Annotated in this window: 19 protein-coding genes and 1 pseudogene; 6 read left to right on the plus strand and 14 right to left on the minus strand. The window is 36.6% G+C overall.

Features of this window, described 5'->3' with window-relative positions; all coding sequences use genetic code 11:
- Nucleotides 1–3 precede the first annotated feature (3 nt).
- The 9 genes from Q0Y84_RS08605 to pnuC form a co-directional block, all read right to left on the minus strand.
- Complete coding sequence (locus tag Q0Y84_RS08605) at nt 4–870, minus strand: sugar ABC transporter permease (protein ID WP_297952727.1); 867 nt, start codon at nt 868–870, stop codon at nt 4–6.
- Nucleotides 870–1955 (minus strand): ABC transporter ATP-binding protein, encoded by a 1086-nt coding sequence (locus Q0Y84_RS08610; protein WP_297952729.1) that lies wholly within the window; start codon nt 1953–1955, stop codon nt 870–872. Before Q0Y84_RS08610 ends, Q0Y84_RS08605 begins: the two co-directional genes overlap by 1 nt.
- A gap of 254 nt (nt 1956–2209) precedes the next feature.
- The gene (locus Q0Y84_RS08615; RefSeq protein WP_297952731.1) at nt 2210–3637 is read right to left on the minus strand and encodes a C69 family dipeptidase; all 1428 of its coding nucleotides are present in this window, start codon (nt 3635–3637) and stop codon (nt 2210–2212) included.
- Nucleotides 3638–3687: 50 nt separating this feature from the next.
- On the minus strand, nt 3688–4542 hold the full coding sequence (locus Q0Y84_RS08620; RefSeq protein ID WP_297952733.1) for a DNA/RNA non-specific endonuclease: 855 nt from the start codon (nt 4540–4542) through the stop codon (nt 3688–3690).
- Between the two features lie 8 nt (nt 4543–4550).
- Nucleotides 4551–5507, minus strand: a complete 957-nt coding sequence (locus tag Q0Y84_RS08625; protein ID WP_297952735.1) for an exonuclease domain-containing protein — start codon at nt 5505–5507, stop codon at nt 4551–4553.
- 11 nt (nt 5508–5518) lie between these two features.
- On the minus strand, nt 5519–6340 hold the full coding sequence (locus tag Q0Y84_RS08630; protein ID WP_297952737.1) for a Sir2 family NAD-dependent protein deacetylase: 822 nt from the start codon (nt 6338–6340) through the stop codon (nt 5519–5521).
- A gap of 2 nt (nt 6341–6342) precedes the next feature.
- Nucleotides 6343–6990, minus strand: coding sequence for a DUF421 domain-containing protein (locus tag Q0Y84_RS08635; protein ID WP_297952739.1), 648 nt, complete (start codon nt 6988–6990; stop codon nt 6343–6345).
- The gene (locus Q0Y84_RS08640; protein WP_297952741.1) at nt 6990–7439 is read right to left on the minus strand and encodes a DUF3290 domain-containing protein; all 450 of its coding nucleotides are present in this window, start codon (nt 7437–7439) and stop codon (nt 6990–6992) included. The genes Q0Y84_RS08635 and Q0Y84_RS08640 overlap by 1 nt, the downstream gene beginning before the upstream one ends.
- Before the next feature lie 89 nt (nt 7440–7528).
- The gene (gene pnuC, locus Q0Y84_RS08645; RefSeq protein WP_297952743.1) at nt 7529–8269 is read right to left on the minus strand and encodes a nicotinamide riboside transporter PnuC; all 741 of its coding nucleotides are present in this window, start codon (nt 8267–8269) and stop codon (nt 7529–7531) included.
- A 550-nt stretch (nt 8270–8819) separates the two neighbouring features.
- On the opposite strand from pnuC, the gene Q0Y84_RS08650 reads away from it, so the two are divergent.
- Nucleotides 8820–9128 carry a hypothetical protein gene (locus Q0Y84_RS08650; RefSeq protein ID WP_297952745.1) on the plus strand — a complete coding sequence of 103 codons (309 nt, stop codon included), beginning with the start codon at nt 8820–8822 and terminating at the stop codon, nt 9126–9128.
- A 44-nt stretch (nt 9129–9172) separates the two neighbouring features.
- Here the strand turns inward: Q0Y84_RS08650 and Q0Y84_RS08655 are convergent, their stop codons facing one another.
- Nucleotides 9173–9913, minus strand: coding sequence for a PAS domain-containing protein (locus Q0Y84_RS08655; protein ID WP_297952747.1), 741 nt, complete (start codon nt 9911–9913; stop codon nt 9173–9175).
- Between the two features lie 152 nt (nt 9914–10065).
- Nucleotides 10066–11670, minus strand: coding sequence for an ABC transporter ATP-binding protein (locus Q0Y84_RS08660; RefSeq protein ID WP_297952749.1), 1605 nt, complete (start codon nt 11668–11670; stop codon nt 10066–10068).
- A gap of 120 nt (nt 11671–11790) precedes the next feature.
- Here Q0Y84_RS08660 and Q0Y84_RS08665 point away from each other — a divergent pair, with 120 nt between their 5' ends.
- Both Q0Y84_RS08665 and Q0Y84_RS08670 read left to right on the plus strand, forming a co-directional pair.
- Nucleotides 11791–12705 carry a prolyl aminopeptidase gene (locus Q0Y84_RS08665; protein WP_297952751.1) on the plus strand — a complete coding sequence of 305 codons (915 nt, stop codon included), beginning with the start codon at nt 11791–11793 and terminating at the stop codon, nt 12703–12705.
- A 144-nt stretch (nt 12706–12849) separates the two neighbouring features.
- Nucleotides 12850–13464 (plus strand): PepSY domain-containing protein, encoded by a 615-nt coding sequence (locus tag Q0Y84_RS08670; RefSeq protein ID WP_297952753.1) that lies wholly within the window; start codon nt 12850–12852, stop codon nt 13462–13464.
- Nucleotides 13465–13494: 30 nt separating this feature from the next.
- On the opposite strand, the gene Q0Y84_RS08675 is transcribed toward Q0Y84_RS08670, so the two are convergent.
- From Q0Y84_RS08675 to Q0Y84_RS08685, 3 genes are all read right to left on the minus strand, one after another.
- A complete protein-coding gene (locus Q0Y84_RS08675; protein ID WP_297952755.1) occupies nt 13495–14010 on the minus strand; it encodes a GNAT family N-acetyltransferase in 516 nt (171 codons plus the stop codon).
- Entirely contained in the window at nt 14010–14465 is a 456-nt protein-coding gene (locus Q0Y84_RS08680; protein ID WP_297952757.1) for a MarR family transcriptional regulator, read from the minus strand. The genes Q0Y84_RS08675 and Q0Y84_RS08680 overlap by 1 nt, the downstream gene beginning before the upstream one ends.
- 83 nt (nt 14466–14548) lie before the next feature.
- Complete coding sequence (locus Q0Y84_RS08685; RefSeq protein WP_297952759.1) at nt 14549–16195, minus strand: peptide ABC transporter substrate-binding protein; 1647 nt, start codon at nt 16193–16195, stop codon at nt 14549–14551.
- 301 nt (nt 16196–16496) lie between these two features.
- Between Q0Y84_RS08685 and Q0Y84_RS08690 the strand changes: the two genes are divergently transcribed.
- From Q0Y84_RS08690 to Q0Y84_RS08700, 3 genes and pseudogenes are all read left to right on the plus strand, one after another.
- Nucleotides 16497–16892 carry a DUF1304 domain-containing protein gene (locus Q0Y84_RS08690; protein WP_297952761.1) on the plus strand — a complete coding sequence of 132 codons (396 nt, stop codon included), beginning with the start codon at nt 16497–16499 and terminating at the stop codon, nt 16890–16892.
- 126 nt (nt 16893–17018) lie between these two features.
- Nucleotides 17019–17606, plus strand: coding sequence for a PepSY domain-containing protein (locus Q0Y84_RS08695; protein WP_297952763.1), 588 nt, complete (start codon nt 17019–17021; stop codon nt 17604–17606).
- 151 nt (nt 17607–17757) lie between these two features.
- Nucleotides 17758–17859, plus strand: a pseudogene (locus Q0Y84_RS08700) (AraC family transcriptional regulator); the annotation flags it as partial.
- Nucleotides 17860–17944 lie beyond the last annotated feature (85 nt).

Consider the following 17944-nt stretch of genomic DNA (forward strand, 5'->3'; position numbering starts at 1 on the left):
CCTTTACCGTCCTCCAATCTTCTTCATCATCTTGCGTTGCAAGAACGTCACAAACATGATGATGATAAATAATACAACTGTTGCAGCCATCGCTACACCTGGAGTACCAACAATTTGGAACTTGTTATAAATGTAGAACACTGCAGTTGTAGCCGAATTACCAACACCGGCTTGTCCATTGAACAAGGCATATACAGAAGTATAAATCTTGAACGCTGCAATAATATTCATGGTCAACAAAAAGGCAATTGTTGGCACTAATTGCGGCATCGTAATCCGCCAAAACTTTTCCGTACCAGAAGCACCATACATATCAGCAATCGTGTAGTAATTAGGGTCAATATTACGTAAAGCCCCCATCAAAATAACGATATTAAAAGCCAAAGAAGTCCAAACACCGAAAATAATGATCGTTGTCAAAGACATGGCTGGATCATCAATCCAGTTAGGAGCTGGCAAATGCAAAGCTCTTAACAAGAAGTTAAGCATCCCGTATTCACCATTAAAGATATAACGAAAGACAATACCGATCGCAATTGTTGATGTTACATATGGCATAAAGAAAGTCGTTTCAAAAAATGACTTATGCTTGACCCGACTAAAAATAAACCAAGCCAACATAATTGAAATTGCCAAGGCTACTGGCACTGAAATTAAAGCATATAAAATGGTATTTTTAATCGCACGCAAAAATTCCGGATCGTTAAAAATGTATTGATAGTTGCTAAAGCCAGTCCAATTCATATTAATCAAAGAACCGCTTTGGAAACTCATTACAAAAGCCCGCAAAATTGGATAAATACTAAAGAACGTCACAAAGATAATCGTTGGCGCTAAAAAGAGCCACGCCTTTTTTTGATTAGTCTTCATTAGTAGACACGCTCTCCTTCCTTAGTAAACAGGAATACTCGATCTAAACGCATCTTTAAATTAATATTATCGCCCGCTTTAATTGGGACTTCCAAGTTGACCAGTGAACGAGCTTGAACACCATCATGGGTAAACTTCAAAATTCGCTCACGTCCGATTAATTCGACATCATCAACCTTAGCTGAAACATGACCTTCAGGAGCTGGCAAAATATTTTCAGGACGAACTGACAAGGTATATTCACCATCAGTTAATTCACGCTTAAAGCGATTCTGGTCCAAATCAGCAACATTAAGTTCAAAGTCTGACCCGGTAACCTTGCCATCCTTAACTGTAACCTTGAAATTATCAATTACTGGATTACCAACAAAGTTAGCAACAAAGTAGTTGTTTGGTTCAAGATAGAAGTTTTGCCCCAAATCATCTTGTTGAATTACTCCATTGTTAAAGAGGATAATCTTATCACCAATTGATAAGGCTTCTTCTTGATCGTGCGTAACAAATAAAGTAGTAATTCCTACATTCTTAACTAAAGCACGAATTTCTTCACGAATCTTTAACCGCAAACGTGCATCAAGGTTACTTAAAGGTTCATCCATAAGCAAAATCTTAGGCTGTTGGACCAATGCACGAGCAATTGCGACACGCTGCTGTTGACCACCTGATAAATTACCTGGCTTTTGATCGGCCAGTTCGGTAATCTGCGTCGTAGCCATATACTTTTCTGCAATTTTTCTTGCTTCGTCCTTAGGCATCTTTTGCTTGCCTACAGTCAAAGGAAACATTACATTTTGAAGTACAGTCATATGTGGATATAAAGCATAGTTCTGGAAAACGTAACCGATCTGACGATCTTTAGGCGCTACGTTCACAACTGACTTACCATCAAAAAGGATATCGCCGCTGCTAGGGTTAAGTAGACCAGCAAGCATGTTTAAAATAGTTGTCTTACCACAACCAGATGGGCCGAGCAAACAAACAAGGTCGCCTTTCTTAACCGAAAAACTAACGTCCTTGATTGCTTCATGACCGTTATCATAAACCTTTTTGAGGTTCTTTACTTCCACAAATTTCTCATCATTCATAAATTTCACGCACCACTATATATTGATTAAAATTTTAAATTTCCCTATTAATTTTAAGCTAAATATACGAAAATAACAAATAATTATTGTCTAGGATTCGGGGTTTAACCAAATTTATCAAAAGCATTTCAGCAAGCATTCGGCTTTTGTTCGTATTTGGTTTTATTTTTTGCTCGTTCACTTTAAAAAATTCGGATTTACTAAATGTTGTGGTAGGTACCAAAAAAGCCATGAATTAGTCATGGCTTCTAATACTATAAATTATCTCCACGTTCAAATTGATATTTTGAACTATTCAAAGCTTGACGAACCAAATTACTCATCAATGCTTTAGTATTTTTGGTAATTACGCCAGCAGTTTCATCATTGGCGTTAGTTAAATACTCAATCAATTCTTGACCGTCCATCTTCTTGGCTTTGGCATCAATTGCATCCACTCGGCCAATAGCATAGCTTTGGCAATCATCACGATAAGCATTTACTTTATAAATGTATTGGTGGTAACGTGGTTCAACAATTACTTGCAAAGTCTTGTATAGCCAGTAAGCACTGCTATCTGGATCAACAGTGTGATCTGCCACCTTGTAGTTTAATGGCGTATCTTCAATGTTCGTGTAGAAAGGAACGTATGGTGAATATGCATAAAAGCCCATGTTAAGCCATTGAATAGCAGCCATCTTAGCTGGCACATCATTTCTAATTTGCAAAATACTAGATTCTTGGTTTCTATCTAAGGCAATTGAACGGAACATCTTTTGTTCTTTTTCTGAACCAGAAGAAAAAGTATCCATTGGATCATATGGTGTACCGTTATAGTGACTTGATAAAAACTTTTGGACATCTTCAACACCAATTTTCTTTTCAGGCACACGAGTAAATGGCATTTCTTGGCTAGTTGGATCTTGTTCAATACTTGGGTTGAACAACTTTTGCCCATACCAAGTTCTTGGCGTGTTATAAAAGGCATCAGCTTCATCCTTAGTACCAAAAATATCTCTAAATGAAAAATTACCATCGGTACTATTATTCAAATGGTTCTTTTCAACAAATTCTTGAATACCAGCTGAATACATGAAGTTGTCTGGATCATCAAAGTCGACCTTTTGAATCACCATAATATTCGGACAAATTGCATAAGAATCATCAGGAACGCGAGCGGCTACCCATTGGTGACCTGCACCAGTTTCTAAATACCATACTTCTTTGTTATCGGAAAAAGCGATGCCGTTAGTTTCACCAGTACCGTATTTTTCAATTAATTTACCTAAACGCTTTACACCTTCACGAGCTGTTTTAACGAAAGGCAAAGTAATGTAAACCATAGAATCTTCGTTAATACCATCTTCAACAAGGGGATCATGACCTAAGCAGCGCGCATTAGTTGCTTCGGTTTCAGTAGCTGACATGGCAACATTATATTCGTTAATGCCTTGTTCATCCCAACGGCCATCTGTGTCATCAGCAGTTGGTGCAGCAGTCCACTTGCAGCCGTCACCTTCAAGGTGCATCTTAAAACCGTTGTATTTTGAAACATAGTCTTCATCATAATGACGTGCCTTATTTACGACAAAAAGCTTTTCATTAATGCCGCCGTAACCATCTTCGTCACGGGCAATCATGGTTGAGCCATCAATTGAGGCGTCTTTACCAACTAACATTGCAGTACAGTTATCTTTTTTCATTTTGTACTTCCTTTTTTATTTCAATACTATTTTATATATTTATAATTTTACTACTCATTGACCTGCATTTGGCGATCAACTTTAGCCCGGCCATTATTATAGTTAAAAGCATACCCTGGCTGAACATTATAAAGATAGACATTAAAGTCTAAGCTGCCATCAGTTGAAACAGCCTGCAAGTTAACACCTCGCGCCATCAATTCATTACCGCGGAAAACAGCAGTTGCTTGATAAATTACTCGCTTGTTGTGACGCAGTGCTTGGCGCACTTTCGTTTCAAAAATCGTTTGGATCTTTTGATTAGAATAAGCTGATTGGGTAAACAAATTCTTCGGGTTATTCTGGTCGCCTGACTGATTGCGGGGATCGTAATTGCCACTTTGATCAATTCCGGCTGAAACAGAATAAGCAATTAAATGACCACGATTGTAAATCTGAGTGCCGTTACGGTGGTTGTAATGCCAACCCGTTGGTTCCACATATTGCCGCACCCGCAAGCTATCATTAGCAACGTTGCGCTTTTCCAAAAAGGCCGTATTCGAACGCGAAGTTCGGTTTAGTGAATCAAGATTAGCATAGATCACTCGATTTACTTTCCATGAGCTTTTTACTAAAGTCGACTTATTATGATTAACCTCGGTATAAGCGCGACTGCCACTCTTAAAATTCAAATTAGCCAGTTTTTGATAATCAGCTGGTGATAGACCGCCATAATTTGTTTTTGCCTTAGATGCATCAGTAATTGTATTGGTAATATGTTCATTATGATTACCGGTAAAATCACGTAAAAATTGGCTACCACTAGGATCGCTGCCGGCTTTAGTATATATTCCCCATAAAATCGCCAGTAAAACGATTAATGATGAAAGAAATGTCCCCTGCTTTTTTCGTCTTCTTCGTGCCATCTTTTCCTCTAACTCCGAGCCCAATCATCAAGCATGCTTAAGAAAAAGCTTTCTGAAAAACGCTTGATCTTGGCGCCGTCTTTAATTAAATCGCGTGCAGTATTCAAGTCATGATTATCTTTGCTAAAGAAATCATGATCGCCCATAATCAAATAATTAGTCGTGGCTAGCACTTCATCATCAACTTTGCCGCCCATATTATGAATCATCTTGCCAGCATCATCTTTATCCATATGAATGTGGCCTGACAAAACAATTTTTTTATTTTGGACCGGATTGTGCCACCCCAAATCCAGATAATCGACCTCATCACCTGTTAGATCAATATTTTTGATTTTGCTCTGTGCTTTTTCTAATAAATCATCAGTAAAATGCTGGGCAAAATCATCGTAGACCTTAATCGTATCAAGCGAATCCTGTAAACCATGGTGAGCTTCAACTTGAGCAATGCCAGCGCGTTGCATACAATCAAGCAGACGATTATGCCGCTCACGAGGATAATAAGTCCGTGCTAAACGCAACACATCAACATAATCATTATTAAGCACTGGCAAACCGTATTTTTGACTCAAATCATATAAAAAGTTCAAATCAAAATTGATGTTATAACCAATAATGATGTCATCGCCAATAAATTCACGAAATTCGGTAATTGCCTGCTTCGCTGGAATTCCTTCCTTAACGATTTGTGCTTCAGTAATTCCATTCAACTTAGTAATAAAAGCTGGAACAGAATTATTTTTAGGAAACTTTACCAAATTAGTATATTGATCAACAATTTGACCGTTACGCACCTTAACTGCACCTAATTCAGTGATCCGGTCGCGATAAGGATATAAACCAGTCGTTTCAATATCCAACATCGTATAATCAGTCAAAAAGTCAGGCTTCTCTTGCCCTTTTTGGCGCAACTTATCTTGGGCACCAGGAACATGCAAAATTCCGTTTTTTATGTAAATACTCATTCTTCACCTATTTATTTAGTTAAACCAAGCACTACATCGTGCACATTACTATCAAACCCTAATGCTCGCTTTTCAAGATCTACTGGCATGTCTTCATCAGCTAAATCAGCCGCAATATAATGCCAGTTAGGGAATTGCTCAACTAACTTCACCATTGGATCAAGCAATTGCGGACTAGTCTCATCAACACCTAATTCCAAAATAACGACATTTTTATCTTCTGCCCCAGTTAAAAACCAGCGAAAACGCGCATTGGCGTCAGTATCTGGGAAAAAGTTGGCATTGAGCGGCATATGCAATTCCATTGGACTATTGCAGTCTTCACACTTAGGAACTAAGTCTTCCGTTACATTATCGTTCTTAATTGCCTGTAAAAAGCGTTCTACTACCTCACGATCATCTTTTTGACCATGGTTAATCCCGCTAGAACACTGCATCTTCGTCCAATCACCAAAAGCATTAAAAATCCGGTTTTCATTAAAACCAGCATTTTCAAAAAAATGGGCAAAAGTACTCGTAGCAATAAAATATTTTTTATCACGAATTAAATTCTTCAAAGCCAGCATCACTTCACTAGGCTCATATTGCAAAGAATATTCATTAACTAATTCACTCCAAAAAGCCCATTGCTCACTCCAAGTAGCAAACTTCTTATCTAGTGCATCCCCAATCGTATGCACATCATACTTAGCTGCAATTTTACCAAATTGGTCATCGAATCTTTCTTCACTCAGAATGTCCAATCCTTCTGATTGAGCCATTCCGTTACCTGCCGTTATGATCACCGTATTGGCATTTTTCAACCATTTTTTTGCTGTTGTAAAATCTGCCATTTTTATCTCTTTTCCTTTGAATAACCTATTAAACGTAATTGCCCGTCAATATATTCTCCTAAGAAAATATCACTGACGCTATTATAACCTGCTTCTTCAACCTGTTGTTCTAGCCAGGCTTCACTTTTATGAATCAATTCTAAAACATCAATATTCACTTGACCGTCGCTGATAATTGGGAAGCGAATGTTAGCTTCATCGTTTTCGATAATCGTTAATTGACCATCCTGTTCAAAAATACAGTTTTTTACTTTTTCAACGGAATAAATACCACGGCTTCTAAGCTTAAACATTAATTCATTAGCAGAAATCCCCGCCTTCATACAGTTGCCCACTAGTACTTTGCCATTTTTGATCACCTGAACAGGTCTGCCATCAACAATATTTCTAATCCAATTGTTATGATCACGGCTGAATTTCAAGATGAACACAACTAGCGTCCAAACAATCAAAACTAGGAAAAATTGCAATACTGTGATGCTTGAGTTATAGATTAAACCACCAATAATTCCACCTAGCACATAATTTTGCAATTGATCTAACGCAGTTGTAGGTGCCAAGTTGGTTTTACCAAAAACATTGATCTGAATAATCATGGTTAAAATGCCAAGAGCAAATTTAATAAATAATTGTGTGTAGTCAAGTTGCATTATTTTACCACCTCTACCTTATGATCAATTACGTGTGCTGGGGTTAATGTGTAAGTATTGCGATCATCATTAAGATTTAATTGATAATCAATATTTTTAGAATCGATTCTGACAATCATGCCATTAGTTAAAACAGTTGAGTTAACTAAAACATCTGAAGTCGACACATTTTCATCTTTAGCAATTGACTTGATAAACGGAATAATCTGCACTGCTTGTGACTTTTGCGTACTAATCTGGACATATTTTTCATATTGCGTCCCCGCAAACAACATTAAAAACAAAAGCGCGATAATGCCTAAATCGCGATACCTTGTAGCAAAACGGTTATGTAAATAAAGCAAGGCAAAAATTACCATTGCTAGAGCTGCAACTAGCATCAATACATATAGGACTGCCTGATTAGTATTCTGATTGTTTTGAATATATTTCAATGTATAAAAGGTCATGCTTTTCCCCTCTGTTTTTGTACTATTTTAGCACATGAAAAAAACGCCATCGAAATCGATGACGTTCCTTATTATGGTAAAAATAATTTTTACTTTTCAATCTCTTTAAGTCCAGCTCTGCGGCGACCCATGTTAAACCATGGTGACACAGTAAAGGCTAAGACATCGTTAATGACATAGATCAACGAATTAATTGCCATGGCTAAGTTGGCATCCCCTTGAGCATAAGTAATTCCCCAAAGAATCAATTGGAAAATGCCACTAGCAGTCCACCAGAAGTATTGATTGTTGTAACGCATGAAGCACATGATTCCGGCAGTAAGTGAAATAGCAAAACTAATTGCATCAACCCAAGGACGAGGATCATTAGTAAACTTACCAATCAAGTAACCTGAAATCAAATAAACAAGCAAAGTACCAACGATGGCAATAGCCCATTCCTTTGCACCGAACTTTCGCAAGTGATTCTTAGTATCATCATTCCATGATCTAACCGCAACAATAACCGGTAAATCTAGAGTGGCAATATAAGCAATTTGCTCAAAAATGGAAAGATAGTTCTTAGCTGACCAACCTGCATAAATGAAACAAGCAGCTGAAATCAAACCTAACCAGCCGTTAATAGCCTTGGTGGCATTAATTGCCAACACACAAAGTGTACCCAAAAGTGTACCAATAAATGTAATTAAAGTTACGCTAGTAACCTTACTTTGAATCAATAAAGCTAATTGAAAGCCGAAGGCAAAAAACCATAAACAATAGTTTTGAACTGGCCACCCCTTCAATTGATTAAATAGCCAAACGAAATAATTCTCGTGTTTTCTTTCCATCTTCTAAACTACTCCCTTTTTATATTTAGGTTCACAAGCACTATATCTTGTGCCTTATCCGCTCTTTTATTTAAAAAGCATCTTTATCTAGTATAGTAGACCAAGGATTAAATACAAGAATTGACATTTTTATATTTTGCGGTAATAACACAGTTTGAAAATTATCGGCTTTTTATAAAGCGCTTACATTTTTTGTTTTTCATGGTGATGCCGCGCCATCTAATCTATATGTAATCGATAGCCTATACCAAAATAGAGGATATACAAATGTTTAAGACCAAAAGAACGTAGTTCGCTATCAGAAAATTAGCTAAAGGCGTTGCCGCAGTCTTACTTAGCCTTGGACTCATCAGTGCTGGCTTAGCGTTGGCGACTGGTACATTAGGTAAACTCTTCAAAAAAGAAAACTAATTTAGCCAAAACAAAACGACTCACTTGAGTCATTTTTTAATTATTTTTAAAAGTGACATTATGTCATTTACTAACAATTACATCTCTGCTAACATAGAAATATACCAATCTTTAAACATTCACAAACGAGTACTTACATATGCTTAAAAATAAATTTACTAATCTTCCCCAAAAAATTATTCAACAAATTCTTCCTACTAAAGCAGAAAAAGAAGAATATACTTTAATCATCAATTACTATGATCCTGAAGGTAAAAAAGTTGGTTCTCATTCTGGATTAACTTTAAAAGAAAATAGCACCCTTAAACATCATAAACTAAAGGAAGTCATCAATAGCCACGTTCCTGAAAACTACGAAGTCTTTCCTTACTTTGCCTATCCTCAAGACAACATTGCTAGTAACAATCTTCCTGCAGAAATCATGATTGCAGTTAGATCATGCGACTAAAAAAAAACGGCTCATCAGAGTCGTCTTTTTCATCACTCGTAAAATTAATGTTGTGAAGCACCAGTTGTAGTATCTGGTTCTTCATGCTTTTCTTCCTTAACTTCTGCAGCCTTAGTTGAAGCACCGGTTGCCGCATCTGGATCCGAATTGCGACGATAAGTTGCACCAGTTGTGGCATCGTCGTCAATCACTAACTTTTGACCAGTAGTTTCGCAGAAGTACTTAACAAGTGGGTACAAATCTTGAACCCATTCGTAAATACCAGCGTAGTTGCCTTCATCATCTTCAACCCGCTTGTAGTAGTGCAAAACTAATTTCTTTAAATTACCAGTAGGAACAGGCATGTAAACATCATCATGGCCGCCTTCCTTAGTGCGCAATGCGTGAACAACTTTCTTCGCATCAGGAATAACATCACGGACATCTGGGTGAACAGCCTTCATCGTATCACCAACTTGGTCTGGTGTACGTTTAGCTAACATCTTCTTGTTAGGATCAGTTGGACGATTGTACCACAAGAATTGGTTGTTGCTATCAACAAAAGTCATTTCACCAATCGTGTTGCGCAACATCCAGTTAATTTGGTTAACAGTCAATAAACCAGCATCAAGCTTAACGTAGTCATCACCTTCTGCGGCATTAACCTTCTTAGCTGCCTTATCAAGCCAATTTGGATCATCCTTGTCAATTCCTTCAACAGTATATTTAGTCTTGCCTGTTGCATCGAAGTCTTCTTTTAAGTATTCGTCAGGATTCATATCCTTAAGCCATTTTGGTTCAGCCATAATTTCTTCCCCCTAATTAAGAACTATCTTTGACTAGATTATATAATGTAACTGCTTTCAGTTCAATAATTTTGATATATTTTATAAAATGTTTTTATTAAAATGATTATATATTAATTTATATAAAAAAAGTTGATTTAAAAATCAGCTCTTTACATCTTAGTTTCAATTGTATGAGTATCTAAGTGAATAATCACATCAAACATGGCCTTTTCTGCCGGCGAAATCTTGTGGGCTACTTCAATTACTGCTACCCGTGGATTTTGCAAAAGTGTCTTATGGATGCCTAATGACAGATTAGGATCAAGCGCACTAGTTGCTTCATCAGCCAATAAAATTGGGCGGCCTGACAAAAGTGCACGCGCAATTTCTACCCGCTGAATTTGTCCACCCGACAAACCGCTGCCGTTTTCGCCAACTTTCTTATCCAGTCCTTGTTCTTTGACCAGTTCATCTAGGCCAGCTTCATGAATTACTTCCTTTAAGTGTTGATCACTCACCTGACGTCCTAAGGTAATGTTAAAACGCAAGGTATCATCAAACATAAATGGTTTTTGATTAACATATGAGAAATAATTATGTGCTGCATCCCAATTTCCCGTTACTTCGTGGCCATTAATCAGGATCTTGCCACTTTTAGGTTTTCTCAAACCTAACAGCAAGCGCAATAAGGTCGTCTTACCCCAGCCACTTGGTGCCATTAACAGCACTTTTTCACCTGGCTTAACTTCCAAGTTCACATTTTCAAAAATTCGCTTGTGGTCACTATTAGTAACGTATGATAATTGCTCAACCTGCATCCCATCAAAATGATCAATTTTTCCTTTATCATTTTTCATGACATGCCGCAAAGCTCGCTGGGTCTTTTCCCACATTGGTACAGTCGACTTAACCTGATTAAATTCATTAAAAAGCGTTACGATTGGCGTAATAAAGTTGAGGGCCAAATCAACCATCATCACTAAAGTACCAACTTTTAAGTTGCCTTGCATCATCATGATCCCACCAATCGTACATGGCACGATGAAACAGAACAATTCAGCGGCAGAATAGATTAACTCTAATGCCCAGGCCTGAGTCAAAGTCATATTTCTTAGGGCGTTTTCCATCTGTTGGGCCGCATTGGCAGCTCGGGTAACGATGTTAGTGCGCACATTATACAGCTTAGTTGCCTGCGCTCCATTTAAGGAATCTGATACATTTTGGGTATAATTAGCATTCGTTGTAGCCCAAATCTTGGATTTTCTCGTAATGATCGGACTCGTAATCATTTGCACTAATGCCGGAGCCAGCGTCGCAAACAAGAAAACCAAGGTCATTTGCCAAGAACTATAAAAAGCAAAAGTAATTGCCCCCAAAAAAGTTAATCCTTGAAAGATCATATCCAATTGGGCTGTGACTCGGTTAGTTTCAATTTGTTTCAAATCATTGGTCATTAAAGACAAGCCGCTTTTAATATCTGGCTCACCTTGATCAACTAAGTAACGCAAATTTGCCCGCTTAAAGGTCATATTCACATCACGAATAATCCCCATCTTCACCGTTTCATAGATGAAATTGCTGGCCATAAAACACATTTGACCTAAAGCAGTCAAAATAGCCAAACGAACAAGGTGCATGTAGTCATGCGAGCCTGATGAAGCTACGTTTAACATGATTCTCACCATGTAAGCGACAAATACAACATTGCAGGCCTTAATTGCGGCCAAAATAATATAGCCAATTAGCTGACTTTTTTTAGCGTATTTAAGACTCATAAGTTCCCCTTTTCTATGTCGTTAGAAACATTATAACCGCTAGCTTGTCTTTTTCTCAATTAGATACGATAATTAGAGTAATATCTTTAATTTCAAATGAAAAACAGAAAGGATCTTTTAATGAAAACTGGTACTAAAATTATTACTTTAGACAACGGTTATCACTTATGGACTAATACTCAAGGCGAAGGCGATATTCATCTTTTAGCTTTGCACGGCGGTCCTGGCGGCAACCATGAATATTGGGAAGACACTGCAGAACAATTAAAGAAGCAAGGCCTAAACGTTCAAGTTACCATGTACGACCAACTAGGCTCACTTTATTCAGATCAACCGGATTATTCCGATCCTGAAATCGCCAAGAAGTATTTAACTTATGAATATTTCCTCGATGAAGTTGATGAAGTTCGCGAAAAGTTAGGCTTAGACAACATTTACTTGATTGGTCAAAGCTGGGGCGGCTTGCTTGTACAAGAATACGCCGTTAAATATGGTCAACACTTAAAAGGCGCCATCATTTCTTCCATGGTTGATGAAATCGATGAATACGTTGCTTCAGTTAATAGAAGACGTCAAGAAGTTCTTCCACAAACGGAAATCGACTTTATGCACGAATGTGAAAAGAACAACGATTACGACAACCAACGCTACCAAGACGATGTACAAATCTTAAACATTAACTTCGTTGACCGTAAGCAACCTTCTAAACTTTACCACTTGAAGGATATCGGCGGCAGTGCCGTCTACAATGCCTTCCAAGGCGACAACGAATTCGTCATCACTGGTAAGCTAAAAGATTGGCATTTTAGAGATCAATTGCACAAGATCAAGGTACCAACCTTATTAACCTTCGGTGAAAACGAAACAATGCCAATTTCAACTGCTAAGATCATGCAAAAGAAGATTCCTAACTCTCGCTTAGTAACTACCCCTGATGGTGGTCATCACCACATGGTCGACAATCCTGCCGTTTATTATAAACACTTGGCTGATTTCATTCGTGAAGTTGAAAATAATACTTTTAAAGGTGAATAATTTCATTAAAGTACTGCAGAAATGCAGTACTTTTTTAAGAAAGTAATAAAAAAATGACATTATGTCACTAGATGCTATTTTTATACTCCTTTTTACTGTAATATTGAGATATAGATTTGATATTAATATATTAGGAGTTTATTTATGAAACAAAATAAAACATTAATTAAACTAGCTAGCAGTGTAGCATTAACTGGAGCATTAGTATTAGGTGCTACCGCATGTAGTAATAATAGTAATGAATCTAGCAGTCAGTCTTCAAAAGTCTCAAAAGCTAAGAAAAATACTAAAAAAGCAGTTAAACAAAACGAGACTAAATTGAAGAGAGCAAAAATTCAAGTTAGTCAGCAATCCGCATTAAATAAATTTAATGAAAAATATCCAGACACCGAAATCAAAGAGCTTGATTTAAAGTTAGAAAATAATAATTATGTCTACGAAATTGATGGTTTTGATAAAACTAAAGAATACTCAGCAACTATTGATGCAAATGATGGTAGGCTCATTCACTCAAGTTCAGAAAAACTAGATTTGGACGAGCTTAATCAAAAGGCTTTAAATTTCGACAGTTTGATCAGCCGCGATGAAGCAACAAAAATTGCTGAAAAGAACGCAACCGGTGTAGGTAAAGAATGGAATCTAGAACAAGACCACGACATCGCTTACTGGAACGTAAAAGTTAGTGATGGCACTAAAACTACTGAAGTCAAAATTGATGCACAAACTAAGAAAGTTATTTCAACTAAAAATGATGATTAATAAAAAGCGAGCACAAGCTCGCTTTTTTTGCTATAATTTCTTCACTAATAACCAATCGGTCTGTGGATCATTACCAACTTGGAATGTATGCTCACTTACCTTTTCAAAACCATGTCGCTTGTAAAAATGCTGGGCTGGAATATTTTTTTCATAAACTCCTAGCCACAAATAATCTTTACCTTCTTCACGGGCTGTTTTTTCCGCAAAATCTAACAAGACATTGCCTAAGCCTCGATGCTGAAAACTGGTGCGTAAATAAATGCGTTCCACTTCTAAGGCATTCTCACGCAATTGTTCAGTTTGCGCACTTCCTACATTGATTTTCAAATAGCCAGCAACTTCTCCACTCACCAGCAAAAAATAAAAGCGACTATCAGGACATTTAATTTCTTCAATCAACTTCCCAGTTTCATAATCTTCTGCTAAAAAACGTTTCATATCAGCCGGCGCAGTATAAGGATCAAAGGTCGTCTTAAAAGTTTCGCGTGAAATTTGTTGTAATTTTTTTACATCATCTGTTGTAATTGTTTTAATTTCATAATTCATCAATATTCCCTCTTTTCACCGTTTTTGACTAGCCGCCAATTTGCACCAGCGTTTTTCTCTACTGTCTGTAGCAAAGCAGCCAATTCTATCCGTTGTTGGGTACTCAGCCCTGCTAAAACTGCTTCATTTGAATAAACATTTTCTTTTTTAATTTGTTTAGCCAGCTTTTGGCCGAGTTCTGTCACAAATAAATGCTTAATCTTCTTATTTTGTTGGTCATTCTCTTTTCTAATCAGCTTATTCTGCTCTAATTTTTTAATACTGCGAGCCGTTGTTGTCCGATCAACATTAAGCATTCCTGCTAAATGATCTGAGATAATTCCTGGGTTCTCACTAATGCGAACTAAATATAAATACTGTCCACGATTTAGCTGTATTTCCTTAAACTCAATATTAGCAATCGAATCAAATGCCCGTGCGATTGTGCCAATTTGACGTAAAATATCTTCTTTCATTTTTTCACCTAAGAAACTATTATATTAATTTTTGTTGAATTTACAACAAAAAATGTAAACAAAAAAGGGGATCTCTCCCTTTTTTAATCTACATAAGCATATTTATATGACCATTGCGTACCTGCGGTATTATGAATAATACCGTGAACCCGCTTATTTTGTAAATATGCTGTTGTTTGTTGATAAATTGGTGTAATAGCCTGATTATCATTCACAATCTTAGCTGCTGAAACCAAATCCTTCCAACGTGTTTCAGGATTATTAGCATCCTGATTGCCCGCTTTTTTAACCAAGTTATCATATTCAGAATTTGACCACTTACCATAATTATAAGATGTTCCAGTCATCGGAATCTGCATAAAAGTCATTGGATCGTTGAAATCACCGCCCCAATGAGAGAGATAAATATCAAAGTTACCTTGCTGTGCACGACTAGTGGTTGATTTATCAGGAATATTGGTAATATTTATCTTGATTCCCTTCAATTCTTTGGTCCATTGTGACTGCAAATATTGGGTCAATTGATCACTGTCTGCTTCATCATTTGAAGATAAAACATCAAAAGTCAAACTCTTTTGGCCAATCTCCTGTAATCCCTTTTGCCAATATTTCTTGGCTAGAGCTGGATTATAATCAACTGTATTTTTCACTGCTTGTTCTTTAGCAAAATCTGTACCTGTTTTAGAATTTGCAGCCAAATCATTGGCAACAAAGCCTTTTGGCAAAGTTGAGCCATTGCCTAAAACTTTTTTAGTCACAATATCACGATCAATTGATAATGATAACGCCAAGCGAATATTTTTATTATTCAAGGCCTTTCTATTAACTGCATTTTTATCCTTAAAGTTATAAAGCAAGAAACGCACTAACGAATATGGATATTGAGTAAAGTCATTATTACTCTTTAAGTTCTTAACTTGCTCACTTGAAAGCGGAGTTAAATCCAGCTTACCTTGTTGATACATCTGATAACCAGTATTGTTGGACTTAACCACTTGATAATGGATCTTGTTCAACTTAACTGCTTTTTTATCCCAGTAATCATTATTTTTAACAAATGACCAGGTATCATTAGTTCCGTTCCATCCTTTAATCTTGAAAGGACCTGAGTAGACTTGGTATTGAGCTTTGGTTGCGTATCTATTGCCATACTTTTTCACAACTTTTTCGTTCTGCGGCCCAAATAATGGATAGGCCATCAATACTTTAAAGTAAGCAATTGGACGATTTAACTTAACCACTACTGTCTTTTTATCCGGTGCAGAAATCCCTAATGCGTTAGGTGACTTCTTTCCTGCAATGATCGCATCAGCATTTTTTACACCACTAAAAAGATAGGCATACGGAGAAGCCGTCTTAGGATTCAAGCTTCTTCTCCAAGAATAAACAAAGTCCTGCGCTACAATCGGATCGCCATTTGACCACTTAGAATCACGTATTTTAAACGTCCAAGTTTTACCATCTTTAGATACGGTCCCAGTTTTAGCTAAACCAGCTGTTGGCTTACCATTTTTACCAAGACGATAAAAACTTTCGAATACATTGCCGGTTTGACCAAATCCGGTAGACCTACTGATATCAATAGTATCAAGTGGAGCTGTGGTGCTTAAATTTAAAGTGCCACTTTGAGCTGCCGACTTATTACTGCTATTGCCATTACCACATGCTGCAAGAAGCATCCCTAATGAAATAGTAACGACTCCTGCTAAAACTCCCTTTAGTTTCGACATAATTTTTCCTTTCTCAAACAAAAAAATGGGATGTACTCCAACACGGAATACATCCCATTAAGAACCACAACTTTTTAACTAGTTAATCAGTAATAGTCTTAAGATGAATCACCACATCAGAGCATGTCAAATAAATGCTGTTTGTACAACAACATTCAGTGTATTGACATTGCATTTGATGCTTAAACATGTGATTCATCCTCCTTCTTACTTTTTATAAGAACAATCATAAGTTATTCGATCACGATTGTCAACAAAAATCTATTGTATAATTATAGAAAAAATATTTGGAGGAATTTTTGTGGAACTTATAAAATATGGTCCTTACACTCTTTTCACACTTATTGGAACAGTCTTAACATTTATCGTGGCTATTGAGCATATCGGTATCTGTTTCTTAGAAATATTTGGTAAACCTGAACAACAAGCTAAGGCTTTTGACATGGATAGCAATTTTGTTAAACAAGAAGCTGCTCAAGTTTCACTAGCTAACCAAGGCATCTACAATGGTATGTTAGGTGTAATTTTGATCATTGCTTTCTTTATTTTCCCTATCCCTATTCTTTTTAACGTATGGAAATTAATTCTAAGTTTAATTGTCGTAGTAGCAATTTACGGCGGATTCACTGCAACTAAGAAAATCTTTTTAGTACAAATGCTACCCGCACTTTTAGCATTAATTTTTCTTTTCGTTTAAAAATATTGCATTTTTGTAGCAAAAAACATAAGAAAATTCAAAGCTCCTAGTGATAAGCTGTCACCTTGTGATTATGTAATATATAATATCAGTAAACATATAGAACATAATAACGAGGTGGAATTCATGAGAAAATTTTTTATCATTATCAGCAGCATTATTACTGGGTTACTTATTGGGATAATTGGGGCAACGATCTATCTAAATAGTCAATCGTCAAAGGTAAGTAACTTTACCATTCGAACTACTAATTTAACAGCTAAAACGAAAATGATCAGCTATTCTAGCAATAACCTGCCACAGATTAATCTCTCACAGGATTCCGCCGTTCAGAAATTCAAATCATTATATACACATGCAGTAGTTAAATCGATCACACTTAGTTTAAGTAAAGATATCTATGTTTATGACATAGTAGGCTATGATGACCGTAAAGACTGTACTATTCAGGTTGACGCAACTAATAACAAGATTCTAGGTCAGTCTACGCAGGTGCTTGATTATGACTACGAAAAAGATGCGTCTTTGAACCTAAAAAAGACAATTTCACGCCAAGAAGCTAATGAAATTGCCCTAAAAGAATTCAGTGGAGGAACACCGATTTCATGGGAATTAACTGATGACAATGATCAATCAATTTGGGAAGTTAAAATGATCCACGGTGAACACAAACATACCGTAAAAATTAATGCTAGAACAAAGGCTATAATCTAAAAGAAGTTCTCATTATCAATGAAGATGTGAGGACTTCTTTTAACATTTCCAAGCCATTGCCACCATCGCCAAAATATTGGTGTAATGAATATATCTTTTCTTGTTTTCGCATTAAGGCACCATTTCCTGCAACGTAGATGACATCGGGATATTTAGTAATGCACATGTTTTGAACAGAAATTTCAAGAAGTGGAAAAATAAAACACCAAGTGAATACCGTAATGCCTTTAAACGTTACTTCTTGAAATTTTAGACAAAAAATAATGGCTCTTTGTCAAATCCTGTTGATAATGAGTAAATGAATAGAATCAAGCAACCATTAAAAGGCTGTTTGGTTC

The organism is uncultured Lactobacillus sp. (genome assembly GCF_947367125.1).
In the GTDB taxonomy this organism is placed as follows: Bacteria; Bacillota; Bacilli; order Lactobacillales; family Lactobacillaceae; genus Lactobacillus.

Bases quoted from the DNA above. Each gene is read 5' to 3' on its own strand.
- Q0Y84_RS08670 (WP_297952753.1), top strand. From the start codon at position 12,850: ATGAAACAAAATAAAACATTAATTAAACTAGCTAGCAGTGTAGCATTA.
- Q0Y84_RS08680 (WP_297952757.1), bottom strand. From the start codon at position 14,465: ATGAAAGAAGATATTTTACGTCAAATTGGCACAATCGCACGGGCATTT.
- Q0Y84_RS08630 (WP_297952737.1), bottom strand. From the start codon at position 6,340: ATGGCAGATTTTACAACAGCAAAAAAATGGTTGAAAAATGCCAATACG.
- Q0Y84_RS08685 (WP_297952759.1), bottom strand. From the start codon at position 16,195: ATGTCGAAACTAAAGGGAGTTTTAGCAGGAGTCGTTACTATTTCATTA.
- Q0Y84_RS08635 (WP_297952739.1), bottom strand. From the start codon at position 6,990: ATGCAACTTGACTACACACAATTATTTATTAAATTTGCTCTTGGCATT.
- Q0Y84_RS08625 (WP_297952735.1), bottom strand. From the start codon at position 5,507: ATGAGTATTTACATAAAAAACGGAATTTTGCATGTTCCTGGTGCCCAA.
- Q0Y84_RS08655 (WP_297952747.1), bottom strand. From the start codon at position 9,913: ATGGCTGAACCAAAATGGCTTAAGGATATGAATCCTGACGAATACTTA.
- Q0Y84_RS08605 (WP_297952727.1), bottom strand. From the start codon at position 870: ATGAAGACTAATCAAAAAAAGGCGTGGCTCTTTTTAGCGCCAACGATT.
- Q0Y84_RS08650 (WP_297952745.1), top strand. From the start codon at position 8,820: ATGCTTAAAAATAAATTTACTAATCTTCCCCAAAAAATTATTCAACAA.
- Q0Y84_RS08695 (WP_297952763.1), top strand. From the start codon at position 17,019: ATGAGAAAATTTTTTATCATTATCAGCAGCATTATTACTGGGTTACTT.
- Q0Y84_RS08640 (WP_297952741.1), bottom strand. From the start codon at position 7,439: ATGACCTTTTATACATTGAAATATATTCAAAACAATCAGAATACTAAT.
- Q0Y84_RS08665 (WP_297952751.1), top strand. From the start codon at position 11,791: ATGAAAACTGGTACTAAAATTATTACTTTAGACAACGGTTATCACTTA.
- Q0Y84_RS08610 (WP_297952729.1), bottom strand. From the start codon at position 1,955: ATGAATGATGAGAAATTTGTGGAAGTAAAGAACCTCAAAAAGGTTTAT.
- Q0Y84_RS08615 (WP_297952731.1), bottom strand. From the start codon at position 3,637: ATGAAAAAAGATAACTGTACTGCAATGTTAGTTGGTAAAGACGCCTCA.
- Q0Y84_RS08660 (WP_297952749.1), bottom strand. From the start codon at position 11,670: ATGAGTCTTAAATACGCTAAAAAAAGTCAGCTAATTGGCTATATTATT.
- Q0Y84_RS08675 (WP_297952755.1), bottom strand. From the start codon at position 14,010: ATGAATTATGAAATTAAAACAATTACAACAGATGATGTAAAAAAATTA.
- pnuC (WP_297952743.1), bottom strand. From the start codon at position 8,269: ATGGAAAGAAAACACGAGAATTATTTCGTTTGGCTATTTAATCAATTG.
- Q0Y84_RS08620 (WP_297952733.1), bottom strand. From the start codon at position 4,542: ATGGCACGAAGAAGACGAAAAAAGCAGGGGACATTTCTTTCATCATTA.